Consider the following 15,392-nt stretch of genomic DNA (forward strand, 5'->3'; position numbering starts at 1 on the left):
CTTGCGGGCCCCAGCAGGATAAAGCCTTGGGCTTAGTTCCAGCCAGCCCGATCCATCAAGCGAATGGCCTCGGCCTGGCGTTTGCCCGCCACCTCGACCGGGATGCTGTCAGCCTTGAAGCTGCCCCATGCCGCGACCTCGTCCGATGGCTTGACCTTAGGGTTGGCCGGGAACTCCTGGTTGATGTCGGCGAACAGCTTCTGCGCCTGCTCACCGGTCATCCACTCCACCAGCTTCTTGGCCGCCTCCGGATGCGGTGCGTGCTTGGTCAGGCCGATGCCGGACAGGTTGACGTGCACGCCCCGGTCGCCCTGGTTAGGCCAGAAGATCTTCACCGGCAAGTTCGGGTTCTGCTTGTGCAGGCGGCCGTAGTAGTAAGTGTTCACCACCCCCACATCGCACTGGCCGGCCTCGATGGCCTGGATTACCGAGTTGTCGTCAGAGAATACGTCGGTAGAGAGGTTGTTGACCCAGCCTTTGACGATCTGTTCGGTCTTGGCCTCGCCATGGTTCTCGATCAGCGTGGCGGTCAGCGACTGGTTGTAAACCTTCTTTGCCGTGCGCAGGCACAGACGCCCTTCCCACTGTTTGTCGGCCAGAGCTTCATAGGTGCTCAGCTCTGCAGGTTTGACCCGCTCGGTGGAATAGATGATGGTCCGTGCGCGCAGGCTCAGGCCAGTCCAGTCATGGGACGAGGCGCGGTATTGAGCGGGGATGTTCTGGTCGATGATGGCCGACTTGATAGGCTGCAGGATGCCCATCTGCTCGGCCTGCCAAAGGTTACCGGCATCGACGGTCAGCAGCAGGTCGGCCACCCCGTTCTCGCCCTCGGCTTTGATGCGCTGCATCAGCGGGGCTTCCTTGTCGGTGATGAACTTGATCTTGACGCCGGTCTCTGCGGTGTAAGCGTCGAACACCGGCTTGATCAGCTCGTCGATGCGCGAGGAGTACACCACTACTTCGTCCGCCGCCTGGGCGGTGCCACCGAACAGCGTCAGGGCCAGGGCGGCCAGTAGGGGCTTGCGTGGCAACATCGGATGCACTCCTCGAATCGTATGAGAGGCGCAAATGGTAGTGAATCCCATTTTCCGGCTCACCTACCCAGCCGTTACCAGATGTTGCAAGGGCACCCAAACGCTTGTAGGAACGGCTTTGTTTCGCGAGAGGGCCGCAAAGCGGCCCCGGCAATCTCAAGGCTTGGCCAGCTCCGGCAAGTCCCCGGAAAGCCCCAATGCCTGGCGCACGAACAGCGCCTTGGCCTCCGGCATCTGCTGCACCAGCTTCAGACCGCTGTTACGCAACCAGCGCAACGGCAGCGGGTTGGCCTGGAACAGCCGCTCGAAGCCCTCCATAGCTGCCATCAATGCCAGGTTGTGCGGCATGCGTCGGCGCTCATAGCGGCTGAGCACTTTCACATCCGCCAGCCGTTCACCACGCTCGCAGGCGTTCACCAGCACTTCAGCCAGCACCGCGGCATCGAGAAAGCCCAGGTTTACGCCTTGCCCAGCCAGCGGATGGATTGTGTGCGCGGCATCGCCGATCAGTGCGAGCCCCTCGTCCACGTACCGCTTGGCGTGGCGTTGGCGCAACGGCACGCAAACCCGAGGGTCGGCATGCAGCACTTGGCCCAGTCGCCCCTCGAATCCACGCTCCAAGGCCTTGAGGAAAGCTTGATCATCCAGCGCCATGAGCTGCTCGGCCTGTTCCGGCGTGGTCGACCACACTATCGAGCACCAGCCCTGCTCGCCGTCTCGCGACAAGGGCAGGAAGGCCAGCGGCCCTTCGTCGGTGAAACGCTGCCAGGCGGTAGCCTGGTGTGCAGCGCTGCAGCGCACGCTGGTGACGATAGCGTGGTGCAGGTAATCCCACTCACGGGTCTGGCAGCCGGCCAGGCGCCGCACCGCCGAGTTGCCACCGTCGGCAGCCACCACCAGCGGTGCCCGCAGGCGGCGACCATCGGCCAGGGTCAGCAGCCACTCATCGCCAGAGCGGCGCATCTGCTCCAGGCGGGCGTTGGGCAGCAGGCCAATATCGCTGTCATGCAGGCGCTCCAGCAGGCCGTCCTGTACCACCCGGTTTTCGACGATATGGCCAAGCACCTGCGCGTGCACGCTGGCGGCGGAGAAGTGAATCTGCCCAGTGCCGCTACCGTCCCAGACATGCATGTCCGAGTAGGGCGAAACACGCCGTTTGGCAATTTCCTCCCAGGCGCCCAAACGCTCGAGGATGCGCTGGCTGGCCGCCGAAAGGGCGCTGACCCGCGCCTCGAACGGCGCATCGCCGTCAAACGGCTTCACCGTCAGCGAACCACCGTCGAGCAGGAGTATTTCCAGGCCACTGTGGCGCAATGCCAAGGCCAAGGCGCTGCCGACCATACCGGCACCGACAATCAACAGATCTGCGCGCATTTCCATGCCTTACGCCTGCCTCGCTTGCGGCTTGAGCCGCACGTATAGGGTTTTATCGACCCGCGCCACCAGCTCGCCAGCACCGTCGCGGACATCGACCTGCAAACGTGGCAGGTATTTCTTGCCGCTGGCGGTCTGCTGGCGGATCTCGTCCAGCAGTGCGTCTTCGATGTGGAAATCGGCATACACAGGGCCTTTGCCGGGTGCGATGAAGTCAATGCTGGCTGCCTTGTCCCAGACGATGTACTCACGGCCCAGCAGTTCGATCAGCAATAGCATGTAGAACGGATCGACCATCGAATACAGGCTACCGCCAAACTGGGTACCGACGTAGTTGCGGTTCCAGCGCGTCAGCTTCATACGCACCCTGACACTGCGCATATCCGGGCTGATGTGCTGAATACGAATGCCGGCACCCAGGTACGGTGGATAAAGGTTCAGCAGCCAGCGCAACATGCGCGCCCGGCGCGCCAGCTTGCGCGGGTTGGTCATGCCTGACCCCGCGGATCAGGGCGGGTGCCCATGCCCATGGCCTGGCGGGCGAACCAGCTTTTTGCCGGCGGCAGCAAATCGAGCCCAAGCAAGCCGATGTTGCGCCCGGCGGCCAGCAACGGCTGGTTGCTGCCGAACAGTCGGGTAACCTGGTCGGAGAACCCGATGGTCATGGCCTGGTCGAGCTGCTGGCGTTGATGGTACGCCTGCAGGGTCGCCAGATCGCCTGGCTGCTGCGGGCCGGCCAGCAGCGCATCAGCCAGCGACTGCACATCACGCAGCGACAGGTTGAAACCCTGCCCGGCAATGGGGTGCAGGCTGTGCGCGGCATTGCCCAGTACAACCAGATGCGGGCGCACCTGCTCTTGGGCTTCGACCAGTGCCAGCGGGTAGAGGTGCCGTGCGCCGACCTGGCGCAGGGCGCCGAGGCGATAGCCGAATACATCCTGCAGCTCGCGCAGGAAGCTGCGTTCGTCGATCTCGGCCAGGCGCTTGGCGTCCATACCCTGACGGGTCCAGACCAATGCGCAGCGATTCTCGGGCAGCGGCAGCAATGCCATGGGGCCTTGCTCGGTAAAACGCTCGAAGGCTTGCCCACGATGGGACTCGCCCGGGGTGATATTGGCGATCAGGGCGCTCTGCTCGTACGGCGTGCGGCGCACATGTATGCCCAATTGCTCGCGCAACCCGGAGCGGCCACCGTCGGCCAGCACGGCCAGGTCGCACTCCAGGCTGGTGTCATCGTCCAACTGCAAGCGATAACCACCGGCGACGGCCTGCATCGCCTTCACTTCGGCCGGGCAGCGCCAGCTCACCACCTCGCTGTCCAGCCCTTGCCAAAGGCACTGGCCAAGCCAGGCGTTCTCCACCACATAGCCCAACGCTGGCACACCCTCCTCCAGCGCATCCAGGCGGGTGGAGCCAAAGCGCCCACGGTCCGAGACCTGGATCTGCCGGATCGGCTCGGCACGCGGGCTGATCGCCTGCCACACGCCCAGGTGCTGATAGATCTGCCGGGTACCGAACGAAAGCGCTGAGGAGCGCGCATCATAGCTGGGCTGAAAGCTGTCGCCCGGGGCGAACGGCTCGATCAGCAGGATCTTCCAGCCGCGCGCCTTGGCCCCAGCCTGCAGGGCCAGCGCCAGGCTGGCACCGACCAGGCCGCCACCGATGATCGCCAGGTTGACTCGGTTCATGCCGCGTCCTTACGTGCCGCCTGCATCAGCGCCTCGATCTCGGCGACCGTCCTGGGCACGCCCGATGTCAAAATTTCACAGCCTTGCCTGGTCACCACCACGTCGTCCTCGATCCTTACGCCGATGCCTCGCCATTTCTTCGCGACCTGCTGATTGTCGGCGGCAATGTAGATACCCGGTTCGACGGTCAGCGCCATGCCAGGCTCCAGCACCCGCCACTGGCCGCCGACCTTGTACTCACCCACATCATGCACATCCATGCCCAGCCAGTGCCCGGCACGGTGCATGTAGAAAGCGCGATACGCTTCACTTTCGATCAGCGCCTGCACCTTGCCCTTGAGCAGCCCCAACTCCACCAGCCCCTCGGTGATCACCCGCACGGTCGCTTCATGGGCGTGGTTCCAGTGCTTGCCTGGGGCAATCTCGGCGAAAGCGGCGGCCTGGGCCCTGAGCACCAGTTCATAGATGGCCTTTTGCTCAGGCGAAAAACGCCCGCTGACCGGGAAAGTGCGGGTGATGTCGCTGGCATAGCAATCGATTTCGCAACCGGCGTCGATCAGCACCAGGTCACCGTCCTTGAGCGCGGCATTGTTCTGTTGATAGTGCAGGATACAGCCATTGCGGCCGGCAGCGACGATCGACCCGTAGGCTGGCATTCTTGCCCCACCTTTACGGAATTCGTAGTCCAGCTCGGCTTCCAGGCTGTACTCGTGCAGCCCTGCCCGGCAGGCCTGCATGGCCCGCACATGGGCGCGTGCGGAAATTTCTGCAGCGGCGCGCATCACTTTCACTTCCGCCGCAGATTTATACAGACGCATGTCGTGTAGCAGGTGATCCAGGGCAACGAACTCGTTGGGCGGCTGGGCGCCAAGGCGCGCCTTGGAGCGGATCACGTTGATCCAGTCCATCAGCCGACGGTCGAACTCGGGGTTGCTGCCCATGGAGCTGTAAACCCGTTCGCGACCTTCGATGAGGCCCGGGAGGATCTCGTCGATGTCGGTGATCGGGAAGGCATCGTCCGCGCCAAAGTCGCGGATGGCACCTTCCTGGCCGGCACGCAGGCCGTCCCATAGCTCGCGCTCAGGGTTACGCTCGCGGCAGAACAGCACGTACTCGCCATGCTCGCGCCCCGGGATCAGCGCGATCACCGCCTCCGGCTCCGGGAAGCCGCTCAGGTACTGGAAATCGCTGTCCTGGCGGTAGACGTGCTCGACATCGCGGTTGCGAATGGCGACTGCGGCAGCCGGCAGGATGGCAATGCTGTTGGGGACCATCTGCGCCATCAGCGCCTTGCGCCGACGGGCATATTCGGCCTTGGGTATGTGGCTCATGGGCAGGACTACCCCCGGTTGATCAGTGCAGCGAAGGTTTTGGCGCGGGCGCGGCCGGCGCGGCCAGCTCTGTGTACAGCAGCAGCGGCGCAACGCGCAGATACTCCATGACTTCCATGTAATCGCTTTCGCCGTCCTCGGATTCTTCCAGCGCTTCCTGGACCTGGGAAATGGCAACCAGGTCCTGGAGCACTTCCTTGGCATCGGTGGACAGGTCCTTGCCGCCAGCGTTCAGCCCGAAGCCGGCGATGAAACCCTGACACCACTGGCCCAGCGCCGTGGCACGCTCGGTCAGCGGGGTTTCGTCGCTTGGCAGCAGCAGAACGATCGCAATGTCCTCGCCGGTCAGCTCGGCCTTGACCATCTCTTGCAGGCCGATCAGTGCAGCGCGCACATTGTCTTCAGGTTCGTTTTCCAGCACCCCGGCAGCGTCGGCAAGCCAGGCATCGGCCTCGAAGCCGGCACCGGCACAACTGCGGCCGATCAGCAGGCCGTGCAGCTCGGCAGGGGAAACAGGGTGGCCGTTGCTCGAGAGCAGTGCGGCGAATGCGGTGTAGGGCGATTGGGTATTAGGCATGGGCGGCTAGGCGCCAGACGGCGCATTTGACTAGAATGAAGGCCTTGTATCCTAGCACCGGCAGGCGCGCCAAGACCATCGGCACTGGCCGTCACCGCTCAGGGAGAGGCATCATCGACGGGTGATTCAATGACGGAGCGAATCGAGTGCAACCCACGCAAGAGAACGACCTGCAAGCATTGATGAGCCGGTTCGAGTCGCTGATCGAGCGCGTCGAGCAACTTAAACGGCAAAATGCACTCCTAGTAGCTCAGGAAAAATCCTGGCGCGAAGAGCGCGCCCACCTCATCGAAAAGAACGAGATCGCCAAGCGCAAGGTCGAGTCGATGATCTTACGCCTCAAGGCCCTGGAGCAAGACTCATGAGTTCAAGCAATAGCGTCACCGTGCAGATCCTGGACAAGGAATACTCGATCATCTGCCCGCCGGAAGAACGCAACAACCTGGTCAGCGCCGCACGCTACCTGGACGGCAAGATGCGCGAGATCCGCAGCAGCGGCAAGGTGATCGGTGCCGACCGGATCGCGGTCATGGCCGCATTGAACATCACCCACGAGATGCTCCACCGCCAGGAAGACCGCACCGACGCCCCCGCTGGCAGTGCCACCCGCGAGCAGGTCCGCGACCTGCTCGATCGCGTCGACAAGGCTTTGTCCGACGACACGGATACCAAAATCGGCTGAGGTTGGTATACTGGCGCCACTCCCTGGGGGATGCGCCAGTCGGTTATGTCCCTGAGCCGATACGCACAACCACGGGGGTTGCACGCTGGGGCCGGTGTGCATGTCCGCCCGACGGAAAGCCTTAACGCCCCCTGCAATCTCCACCTTGAACTTTCGGGTTCAAGGGCTACACCGATAGCGGTCTTATCGGGGAGCCTGATTTCGATTGCCCGCCCCTCGGCGGGCAGTTCTCGCTTTTAGCTTCGACACCTGGGAACGCCCGTGCCATGACCGACACCGCGCCGCTCACCCGCCCCCAGCTTCGTCGCCTGCTTCGCAATGCCCGCCGTGCACTCACGCCAGCCCAGCAACGCCAAGCCTCCCTAGGGCTGTATCGGCAGCTGGCGCAACACCCGCTGTTCCGCCGCGCCCGGCACATTGCCCTGTACCTGCCCAACGACGGTGAAATCGACCCGCAGCTGCTACTGCGCGAGGCGCAACGCCGCGGCAAACGTACCTACCTGCCGGTACTGCACGCATGGCCGCGTACGCGCATGGTGTTCCAGCGGTTCGAGCAGGGTGAAAAGCTCAAGCGCAACCGTTTCCGTATTCCAGAGCCACTGACTGACCGCAGGCGCCAGCGCCCGATCTGGTCGCTGGACCTGATTCTGCTGCCACTGGTGGGCTTCGATGAAGCAGGCGGGCGGCTAGGCATGGGCGGTGGTTTCTATGATCGCAGCCTGGCCTACCAGGCGCGACGCAAAACATGGAAAAAACCCCTGCTGCTGGGGCTGGCCCATGAATGCCAGAAGGTCGAACGACTGGCGCAGGCCAGTTGGGATGTACCACTGCAGGGCACGGTCTCGGACCGTGACTGGTACCTGGCGCCTAAATGACAGGCGTCAGCGGGGGAGATCAGCGCTGCTGCTGACCGGCTTCGACCGGTACCTGGTACGCGGTATCGAGCTTGCGCTCCCAGATACCCTGGGCATAACCAGTGGTAACCACACCCAGACCAAAGATGAAGACCAAGACCCAGAGCAGGTCCGGTTTGCGTTGATTCATCGAAGAATGCCCCCCTAGGCATACGTTCTGGCTCGGCGACCTTCTTGGTGCCGCCGGAGCATATAGCGTTAAAATCGGCGCATTTTCCGACAACCTGAGTCGACACGCAAACGTTGACGCCAACCGGCTGTCGGTTTCGTGCAACAGGTTATTTCAAACCTTTTCAGGAGCAGTATCCATGGCCTACTGGCTGATGAAATCCGAGCCCGATGAGCTTTCGATCGAAGGCCTGGGCCGCCTCGGGGAGGCCCGCTGGGACGGCGTTCGCAACTATCAGGCACGCAACTTTCTGCGCGCCATGAACGTAGGCGATGAGTTTTTCTTCTACCACTCCAGTTGCCCTCAACCGGGTATTGCCGGGATCGCCCGGATCACCGCAGCAGCCTACCCGGACCCAACTGCGCTGGACGCTCAGAGCCACTACTACGACGCCAAAGCCACTGCCGAGAAGAACCCCTGGAGCGCGGTAGATGTGGCCCACGTGAGAACGTTCAGGCAGGTGCTGGGGCTGGGCTTGCTCAAGCAACAAAGCGCGTTGGAGGAGTTGCCACTGGTGCACAAAGGCACTCGGCTGTCGGTGATGCCGGTGACCGAAGAGCAGTGGGCGGCGATCATTGCGCTGAGCAAATGACCGGCCCCGCGAAGAGGCCAGCCTGCCTCTTGATCACTGCACGATCAGGTTATTGAACAGCAGATCTTCGACAATCGGCTTGCCTTCTTCTGCTTCCATCACCTGCTGCACCTGCTTGAGCGCCTCTTGGCGCAGTTTTTCCTTGGCGTCGACGTTGCTCAAGTTATCCACACCCTGCTGGGTGAACAGCGCCACCAGCTGGTTGCGAATCAGCGGCTCGTGGTGCTTGACGGCCTTGGCTGCCTCTTCGCCAGTCACGCGCAGGGCCACATCAGCTTTGAATACGCGCAACCTGGGGCCACCGTCGAGGGCGTAGTTGCCGACAAAGGGCGGGCTCAGGCTGATATAGGAGACCTTGGGGGCTCCTTCCTTGGCTTCTTCGGCCAGAGCCGCCGCTGGCAGCATCAGGGCCAGCACCATCAAGATCCACGCTTTCACGAATTCGCTCCTCAAAACAATTGGCGCCAGCTTACCCAGCATGCGGCCCAAACCCAAGCCCAGGCTTATGCAGCCCCATCAGGACGGGCCATGCTCGTTGACCCGACAGGCCGCCCTCCTACACTTATCGGCCACTACCCGCAAAGGAATAGCCCGATGAAAGCTGTGTTGTGTAAAACCTTGGGGCCGGCACGCAACCTGGTTCTGGAAGAGGTGGCCAGCCCGGTACCGAAGAAAAACGAGATTCTGCTCGAGGTGCATGCGGCCGGGGTCAACTTCCCAGATACCCTGATCATCGAAGGCAAATACCAATTCCAGCCACCGCTACCGTTCTCTCCCGGTGGCGAGGCAGCGGGTGTCGTCGCCGCTGTCGGCGAGCGCGCCGGCGCCTTACAGGTCGGGGATAGGGTGATGGCCCTCACCGGCTGGGGGGCGTTCGCCGAACAGGTGGCCGTGCCGTTCTACAATGTGCTGCCCATTCCCGACAGTATGGACTTCACCACCGCTGCTGCCTTTGGCATGACATATGGCACCTCGATGCATGCGCTCAAGCAGCGCGGGCAGTTGCAGCCAGGGGAAACCTTGCTGGTGCTGGGTGCCTCCGGTGGCGTGGGCCTGGCGGCCGTGGAGATCGGCAAAGCCATGGGCGCCAAGGTGATCGCAGCCGCCAGCAACTCAGAGAAACTGGCCGTGGCCAAGGCTGCAGGGGCGGACGAGCTGATCGACTACAGCCAAGCCAGCCTCAAAGAGGAAATCAAGCGCCTGACCGGCGGCCAGGGGGTAGATGTGATCTACGACCCGGTCGGCGGTGAACTGTTCGACCAGGCCGTGCGCGGGCTGGCGTGGAATGGGCGGTTGCTGGTGGTCGGCTTTGCCAGCGGGACGATTCCACAGATGGCGGCGAACCTGGTGCTGCTCAAGGGCGCAGCGGTGCTGGGGGTATTCTGGGGGGCATTTGCCCAGCGTCAGCCGCAGGACAATGCGGCCAACTTCAGCCAGCTGTTTGCCTGGCATGCAGAGGGCAAGCTGAAGCCGCTGGTATCGAAGACTTACCCGCTGGCCGAGGCGGGCGCGGCGATCGAGCAGTTGGGCCAAAGAAAAGCAGTGGGTAAGTTGGTGGTGCTGCCCAGATAATCATTGGAAAATACGGTGGCCCTGCAGGGCTCTTCGCAGATAAATCCGCGAAGAGCCCTGTACAGCCCAATCAGACCTCACGCAGGTTGTGGCAGCGCCTGAACCGCGCTTCGAGGTTTCGGTCGGGCATCTGGTGGCTGCGCAGTGCGTTCAACGTCTGCTCGACATACTCACGCGTCGTGCCGTAGCGCCCTTTGGCACTGGCAAGAATCTGGCTAAGCAGCGTATCGGGCAAATTGCCGGCGTAGCACGGCAGGTGTCGCTCAAGTACAAAGCCCAGGGCCTGCACCTTGCTGCCATCAGCCAGCCGGCAACTGAGCCAGTGCGGCCGGTACGCCGGGTACGGCATCTCTCTTTGCCACAAGGCCATCAGCGAGTCGTCGAGGTTGCTTTCATCGAGGCGGTAGGCAAAACCGCTGCACGAACCGCCGCGGTCAAGGCCGAATACCAGGCCTGGCGTTTCCGGCGTACCACGATGCTCGTGCGACCACAGGTAAAGGCCACGGTGATAGCCATGCACGCGTGCTCGCTGGCGCTCTACCGAACTGCACTCCGGGCGCCATATCAACGAACCATAGGCGAACAACCAGACCGGGCCACCCTCATGGCGCGACATGGTCGTATGCATCGAGTTGATCAATTGCTCGCGGGTCAGTTGCTGACCGAAGTCGAGTGCCGGAGGATAAGCGCTTTTCCAGGATAAACTTTCAAGTGCCGACATAAGCTGCCGCCATTATTCCCTGTGAACTACTGATGTAGCGAAAGGCCCTGCAGGGCGGGGCTTGCGCCAGCGCCTTGGGAGCCTGCAACCACCTTAGGATAGAACCGCGCCAACACTCAAGCCCTGAAGCCTAAGTTTCACGCGAACTTCCGACGGTTGGAGAGCATTGTTCCAAGTATAGTGAAAGTTATTAGCCAAGGCGGTAAGAATTACCGCCTTATACCCACTAGCTGAAACTTCAGTTATTAACCACGCGGCGCGTAGGCAAACACATCCGCACGCATGCGATGCGCATCCATACCGGCCTCGACCAAAGCATCGAGCGTGGCATAAACCATATTTGGTGAACCGCTGGCATAGACATGAACCGTATTGAGGTCTTGCACGTCCTCGCACACGGCCTCGTGCAACATGCCGCAGCGGCCTTCCCAGCCACACAGGTCACTCACCACCTTGTGCAGGAACAGGTTGGGCAGACGCTCCCATTCGTCCCAGTGCTCGATGGCGTAGAAGTCTTCAGGGCGTCGCACGCCCCAGTAGAGGTGCACCGGGTGCTTGAAGCCCTGGGCGCGGCAATGCTCGACCAGGCTGTGCATCTGCCCCATGCCGGTCCCCGCAGCGATGAGCACCAGTGGTCCATCGGGCAGCTCGGCCAGGTGGGTGTCACCGAATGGCATTTCGATGCGGGCGATAGGGTCACGCTGCAGCTGCGCCAACAGCTGACGGGCGCTGTCTTCACGGACCAACACGTGAAGCTCAAGGTCGCGCCCACTGTGCGGGGCAGACGCCAGCGAGAAGGCCGCCGGCTTGCCGCCCTCGCGCTCGATCATCAGATACTGCCCGGCGTGATAGCGCAGTGGCTTGCCAGCCGGCGCGCGCAAACGCACGCGCCAGACGTCGCCACCCACCTCCAGGCATTCAATGACGCTGCATGCCAGCTTGCGCACTGGCAGCTCGCCCAGGGCCAGCACACCATCCCAGAGCAGCACGCAATCCTCCAGCGGTTCGGCGATGCACGTGAACAGCTCACCATGGTCGCGCACCTCACCGTTCTGGCGAACGCGACCTTCGACCAACAATGCGGCGCACACATGGCAATTGCCATTGCGACAGCTGTTCGGGCAGTCATAGCCCAGCCGCCGCGCTCCATCCAGGATCCGTTCCCCGGGTTCGAGCGCCAGCACCGCCCCGGACGGCTGCAACGTTACCTGCATCAATCTATTCCCAACTGGTCCCACAACTCATCGATGCGGCGGGTGACGGCCTCGTCCTTGACGATGACCCGGCCCCATTCGCGTGTAGTCTCGCCCGGCCACTTGTGGGTGGCATCCAGGCCCATCTTCGACCCCAGGCCCGATACCGGCGACGCAAAGTCCAGGTAATCGATCGGCGTGTTGTCGATCATCACCGTATCACGCTTGGGGTCCATGCGCGTGGTGATGGCCCAGATCACGTCATTCCAGTCACGGGCGTTGATGTCGTCGTCGGTAACGATAACGAACTTGGTGTACATGAACTGTCTCAGGAACGACCACACACCCAGCATCACGCGCTTGGCGTGGCCCGGGTACTGCTTCTTCATCGTCACCACCGCCATGCGGTACGAGCACCCTTCCGGCGGCAGGTAGAAGTCGACGATCTCCGGGAACTGCTTTTGCAGGATCGGCACGAACACTTCATTGAGCGCCACGCCGAGGATGGCCGGCTCATCTGGCGGCCGACCGGTATAGGTGCTGTGGTAGATCGGTTTTTGCCGGTGGGTGATGCGTTCGACGGTGAACACCGGGAAGCTGTCCACTTCGTTGTAGTAGCCGGTGTGGTCACCATAAGGGCCTTCCGGAGCCATCTCCCCCGGGTGGATCACACCTTCAAGGATGATCTCGGCGGTGGCCGGCACCTGCAGGTTGCTGCCTCGGCATTTGACCAACTCGGTGCGATTGCCACGCAGCAGGCCGGCGAAGGCATACTCGGACAAAGTATCTGGCACCGGCGTGACAGCGCCGAGGATGGTTGCCGGGTCGGCGCCCAGAGCAACGGCGACCGGGAACGGTTGGCCGGGGTTCTTCTCGCACCACTCGCGATAATCCAGAGCGCCACCGCGGTGGCTCAACCAACGCATGATGACCTTGTTGCGGCCGATGACCTGCTGGCGATAAATGCCCAGGTTCTGGCGGTCCTTGTTCGGGCCGCGGGTCACGGTAAGACCCCAGGTGATCAGCGGCGCCACGTCGCCCGGCCAGCAGTGCTGGATCGGCAGTTGGCCAAGGTCGACATCATCACCCTCGACCACCACCTCCTGGCAAACGGCATCCTTGACCACCTTCGGCGCCATCGACACGACCTTCTTGAAGATCGGCAGCTTCGACCAGGCGTCCTTGAGGCCTTTCGGCGGCTCCGGCTCCTTGAGGAAAGCCAGCAGCTTGCCGATCTCGCGCAGCTCCTCGACCGACTCGGCGCCCATGCCCATGGCCACCCGCTCCGGGGTGCCGAACAGGTTGCCGAGCACCGGAATGTCGAAGCCCGTGGGCTTTTCGAACAACAACGCCGGGCCCTTTGCACGCAGGGTGCGGTCACACACCTCGGTCATTTCCAGGACAGGGGAGATCGGAACCTGGATGCGCTTGAGTTCACCGCGCTGTTCCAGGCCACGGATGAAGTCGCGCAAGTCGCGATACTGCATGCATGAGCCTCGTGTTGGCCGTATCGGTCGGGGTGCAGAGTGTAGCGCCGTTCAGTGCTCAATGGCCAAAAATGACTTGGGGCCGCTTCGGACCCCATCGCCGGCAAGCCGGCCCCCAGAAGGATCGCAGAGGACCTGTGGGAGCCGGCTTGCCGGAGATGGGGCGCGAAGCAGCCCCAATCATTGCTTGAACGATCTAACCGCTTACTTGCGCTTCATCGACAGGAAGAACTCGTCGTTGGTCTTGGTCTGCTTGAGCTTGTCGACCAAAAACTCGATGGCGGCGATCTCGTCCATCGGGTGCAGCAACTTGCGCAGGATCCACATGCGCTGCAGTTCGTCGTCGGCGGTGAGCAGCTCTTCACGGCGGGTGCCCGAGCGGTTGATGTTGATGGCCGGGAACACACGCTTCTCGGCGATGCGACGGTCCAGGGGCAGTTCCATGTTGCCGGTACCCTTGAACTCTTCGTAGATCACTTCGTCCATCTTCGAGCCGGTTTCTACCAGCGCGGTGGCGATGATGGTCAGCGAACCGCCTTCCTCGATGTTACGCGCAGCACCGAAGAAACGCTTCGGCTTCTCCAGGGCGTGGGCATCGACACCACCGGTCAGCACCTTGCCGGAGCTCGGGATCACGGTGTTGTAGGCACGCGCCAGACGGGTGATGGAGTCGAGCAGAATGACCACGTCCTTCTTGTGCTCGACCAGGCGCTTGGCCTTCTCGATGACCATTTCGGCGACCTGCACGTGGCGGGTTGGCGGCTCGTCGAAGGTCGAGGCAACCACTTCACCGCGCACGGTGCGCTGCATTTCGGTCACTTCTTCCGGGCGCTCGTCGATCAGCAGAACGATCAGGTGGCACTCGGGGTTGTTACGGGTGATGTTGGCTGCGATGTTCTGCAGCATGATCGTTTTACCCGCTTTCGGCGGGGCGACGATCAGGCCACGCTGGCCCTTGCCGATCGGTGCGCACAGGTCGATGACGCGGCCGGTCAGGTCTTCGGTGGAACCGTTACCGGCTTCCATCTTCAGGCGCTTGTTCGGGAACAGCGGCGTCAGGTTTTCGAAGAGGATCTTGTTCTTCGCGTTTTCCGGGCGATCGAAGTTGATCGTGTCGACCTTGAGCAGCGCGAAGTAACGCTCCCCTTCCTTCGGCGGGCGGATCTTGCCGACGATGGTATCGCCGGTACGCAGGTTGAAGCGGCGGATCTGGCTGGGCGAGACGTAGATGTCGTCAGGGCCGGCCAGATAGGACGCATCAGCCGAACGCAGGAAACCGAAACCATCCTGGAGAATCTCCAGCACGCCGTCACCTGAGATCTCTTCGCCGCTTTTCGCGTGCTTCTTCAGCAGGGCGAAAATCACGTCCTGTTTGCGCGAACGGGCCATGTTTTCGATGCCCATCTGTTCGGCCATTTCCAGCAGATCGGTAATCGGCTTTTGCTTGAGTTCAGTCAGGTTCATAAGGGGAATGACGTAATCATGTATGAAGGGAGGATTAAGCTTCTGGCTTAATGAAGCCGCGCCGCTAGAAGGCGATAGGATCGCGCACAGATTCTAATTAGGAGTGCGTCGGCGACGGCGTGCAGGGGGCACTGGAGAAACAGTGCGAGGCCGAATGTAACACTTGCTTTTTTCGACGTCTAGTGGGTTGGAAAAGAAAAGCCCCGGAATTTCCGGGGCTTTTTCACATCACAGGTGGGCGTCGAGGAACGCGGCCAGCTGGGATTTGGACAGGGCGCCGACCTTGGTGGCCTCGACGTTGCCGTTCTTGAACAGCATCAGCGTCGGGATGCCACGCACGCCGTGCTTGGCCGGGGTTTCCTGGTTGTCGTCGATGTTCAGCTTGGCGACGGTCAGTTTACCCTCGTAGGTGGTGGCGATGTCGTCCAGAACTGGAGCGATCATCTTGCATGGGCCGCACCATTCAGCCCAGTAGTCGACCAGCACCGGGCCTTGGGCTTGCAGGACTTCGGCCTCAAAGGTGGCGTCGGTGACGTGTTTGATAAGATCGCTGCTCATGGATATCTCCAGGGTCGTAAGCAAAAAACGTGGCCC

Annotated in this window: 18 protein-coding genes and 1 other RNA gene; 6 read left to right on the top strand and 13 right to left on the bottom strand. The window is 62.2% G+C overall.

Translation table 11 applies throughout. The annotated features are described in order from the left end of the window. Window positions 1-32 precede the first annotated feature (32 nt). From JET17_RS25610 to JET17_RS25635, 6 genes are all read right to left on the bottom strand, one after another. Window positions 33-1,034 carry an extracellular solute-binding protein gene (locus JET17_RS25610; protein WP_012316776.1) on the bottom strand — a complete coding sequence of 334 codons (1,002 nt, stop codon included), beginning with the start codon at window positions 1,032-1,034 and terminating at the stop codon, window positions 33-35. Window positions 1,035-1,190: 156 nt separating this feature from the next. Next, a complete protein-coding gene (locus tag JET17_RS25615; protein ID WP_190273348.1) occupies window positions 1,191-2,408 on the bottom strand; it encodes a 2-octaprenyl-3-methyl-6-methoxy-1,4-benzoquinol hydroxylase in 1,218 nt (405 codons plus the stop codon). 9 nt (window positions 2,409-2,417) lie between these two features. Then, complete coding sequence (locus JET17_RS25620) at window positions 2,418-2,900, bottom strand: DUF4442 domain-containing protein (RefSeq protein ID WP_012316778.1); 483 nt, start codon at window positions 2,898-2,900, stop codon at window positions 2,418-2,420. Continuing rightward, on the bottom strand, window positions 2,897-4,096 hold the full coding sequence (ubiH, locus tag JET17_RS25625; RefSeq protein WP_012316779.1) for a 2-octaprenyl-6-methoxyphenyl hydroxylase: 1,200 nt from the start codon (window positions 4,094-4,096) through the stop codon (window positions 2,897-2,899). Before ubiH ends, JET17_RS25620 begins: the two co-directional genes overlap by 4 nt. Next, a complete protein-coding gene (pepP, locus tag JET17_RS25630; protein WP_012316780.1) occupies window positions 4,093-5,427 on the bottom strand; it encodes a Xaa-Pro aminopeptidase in 1,335 nt (444 codons plus the stop codon). The genes ubiH and pepP overlap by 4 nt, the downstream gene beginning before the upstream one ends. 22 nt (window positions 5,428-5,449) lie before the next feature. Continuing rightward, window positions 5,450-6,004 carry a YecA family protein gene (locus tag JET17_RS25635; protein ID WP_012316781.1) on the bottom strand — a complete coding sequence of 185 codons (555 nt, stop codon included), beginning with the start codon at window positions 6,002-6,004 and terminating at the stop codon, window positions 5,450-5,452. Between the two features lie 182 nt (window positions 6,005-6,186). Here JET17_RS25635 and JET17_RS25640 point away from each other — a divergent pair, with 182 nt between their 5' ends. From JET17_RS25640 to JET17_RS25655, 4 genes are all read left to right on the top strand, one after another. After that, window positions 6,187-6,369: a TIGR02449 family protein gene (locus JET17_RS25640; protein WP_042112137.1), complete on the top strand. Its 183-nt coding sequence runs from the start codon at window positions 6,187-6,189 to the stop codon at window positions 6,367-6,369. Then, window positions 6,366-6,686: a cell division protein ZapA gene (locus JET17_RS25645; protein ID WP_012316783.1), complete on the top strand. Its 321-nt coding sequence runs from the start codon at window positions 6,366-6,368 to the stop codon at window positions 6,684-6,686. The genes JET17_RS25640 and JET17_RS25645 overlap by 4 nt, the downstream gene beginning before the upstream one ends. A 17-nt stretch (window positions 6,687-6,703) precedes the next feature. Further along, window positions 6,704-6,883, top strand: a non-coding RNA gene (gene ssrS, locus JET17_RS25650) — 6S RNA. Window positions 6,884-6,952: 69 nt separating this feature from the next. After that, the gene (locus tag JET17_RS25655; protein ID WP_012316784.1) at window positions 6,953-7,561 is read left to right on the top strand and encodes a 5-formyltetrahydrofolate cyclo-ligase; all 609 of its coding nucleotides are present in this window, start codon (window positions 6,953-6,955) and stop codon (window positions 7,559-7,561) included. 19 nt (window positions 7,562-7,580) lie between these two features. On the opposite strand, the gene JET17_RS25660 is transcribed toward JET17_RS25655, so the two are convergent. Continuing rightward, window positions 7,581-7,730, bottom strand: coding sequence for a hypothetical protein (locus tag JET17_RS25660; protein ID WP_012316785.1), 150 nt, complete (start codon window positions 7,728-7,730; stop codon window positions 7,581-7,583). Between the two features lie 178 nt (window positions 7,731-7,908). On the opposite strand from JET17_RS25660, the gene JET17_RS25665 reads away from it, so the two are divergent. After that, window positions 7,909-8,361, top strand: a complete 453-nt coding sequence (locus tag JET17_RS25665; protein WP_012316786.1) for an EVE domain-containing protein — start codon at window positions 7,909-7,911, stop codon at window positions 8,359-8,361. Between the two features lie 33 nt (window positions 8,362-8,394). Here the strand turns inward: JET17_RS25665 and JET17_RS25670 are convergent, their stop codons facing one another. Continuing rightward, complete coding sequence (locus JET17_RS25670; protein ID WP_012316787.1) at window positions 8,395-8,799, bottom strand: flagellar basal body-associated protein FliL; 405 nt, start codon at window positions 8,797-8,799, stop codon at window positions 8,395-8,397. 156 nt (window positions 8,800-8,955) lie between these two features. On the opposite strand from JET17_RS25670, the gene JET17_RS25675 reads away from it, so the two are divergent. Further along, window positions 8,956-9,933, top strand: coding sequence for an NADPH:quinone oxidoreductase family protein (locus JET17_RS25675; RefSeq protein WP_012316788.1), 978 nt, complete (start codon window positions 8,956-8,958; stop codon window positions 9,931-9,933). Between the two features lie 70 nt (window positions 9,934-10,003). Here the strand turns inward: JET17_RS25675 and JET17_RS25680 are convergent, their stop codons facing one another. The 5 genes from JET17_RS25680 to trxA all read right to left on the bottom strand — a co-directional run bounded on the left by JET17_RS25680 (window position 10,004) and on the right by trxA (window position 15,356). Next, the gene (locus tag JET17_RS25680; protein WP_012316789.1) at window positions 10,004-10,654 is read right to left on the bottom strand and encodes a gamma-glutamylcyclotransferase; all 651 of its coding nucleotides are present in this window, start codon (window positions 10,652-10,654) and stop codon (window positions 10,004-10,006) included. Window positions 10,655-10,899: 245 nt separating this feature from the next. Then, a complete protein-coding gene (locus JET17_RS25685; protein WP_012316790.1) occupies window positions 10,900-11,868 on the bottom strand; it encodes a CDP-6-deoxy-delta-3,4-glucoseen reductase in 969 nt (322 codons plus the stop codon). Continuing rightward, window positions 11,868-13,334 carry a 4-hydroxy-3-polyprenylbenzoate decarboxylase gene (gene ubiD / locus JET17_RS25690; protein ID WP_012316791.1) on the bottom strand — a complete coding sequence of 489 codons (1,467 nt, stop codon included), beginning with the start codon at window positions 13,332-13,334 and terminating at the stop codon, window positions 11,868-11,870. The genes JET17_RS25685 and ubiD overlap by 1 nt, the downstream gene beginning before the upstream one ends. A gap of 204 nt (window positions 13,335-13,538) precedes the next feature. After that, the gene (rho, locus tag JET17_RS25695; protein WP_003253661.1) at window positions 13,539-14,798 is read right to left on the bottom strand and encodes a transcription termination factor Rho; all 1,260 of its coding nucleotides are present in this window, start codon (window positions 14,796-14,798) and stop codon (window positions 13,539-13,541) included. A gap of 228 nt (window positions 14,799-15,026) precedes the next feature. After that, the gene (trxA, locus tag JET17_RS25700) at window positions 15,027-15,356 is read right to left on the bottom strand and encodes a thioredoxin TrxA (protein WP_012316792.1); all 330 of its coding nucleotides are present in this window, start codon (window positions 15,354-15,356) and stop codon (window positions 15,027-15,029) included. Window positions 15,357-15,392 lie beyond the last annotated feature (36 nt).

The sequence above is a fragment of the Pseudomonas putida genome (assembly GCF_016406145.1).
Lineage (GTDB): Bacteria > Pseudomonadota > Gammaproteobacteria > Pseudomonadales > Pseudomonadaceae > Aquipseudomonas > Aquipseudomonas putida_E.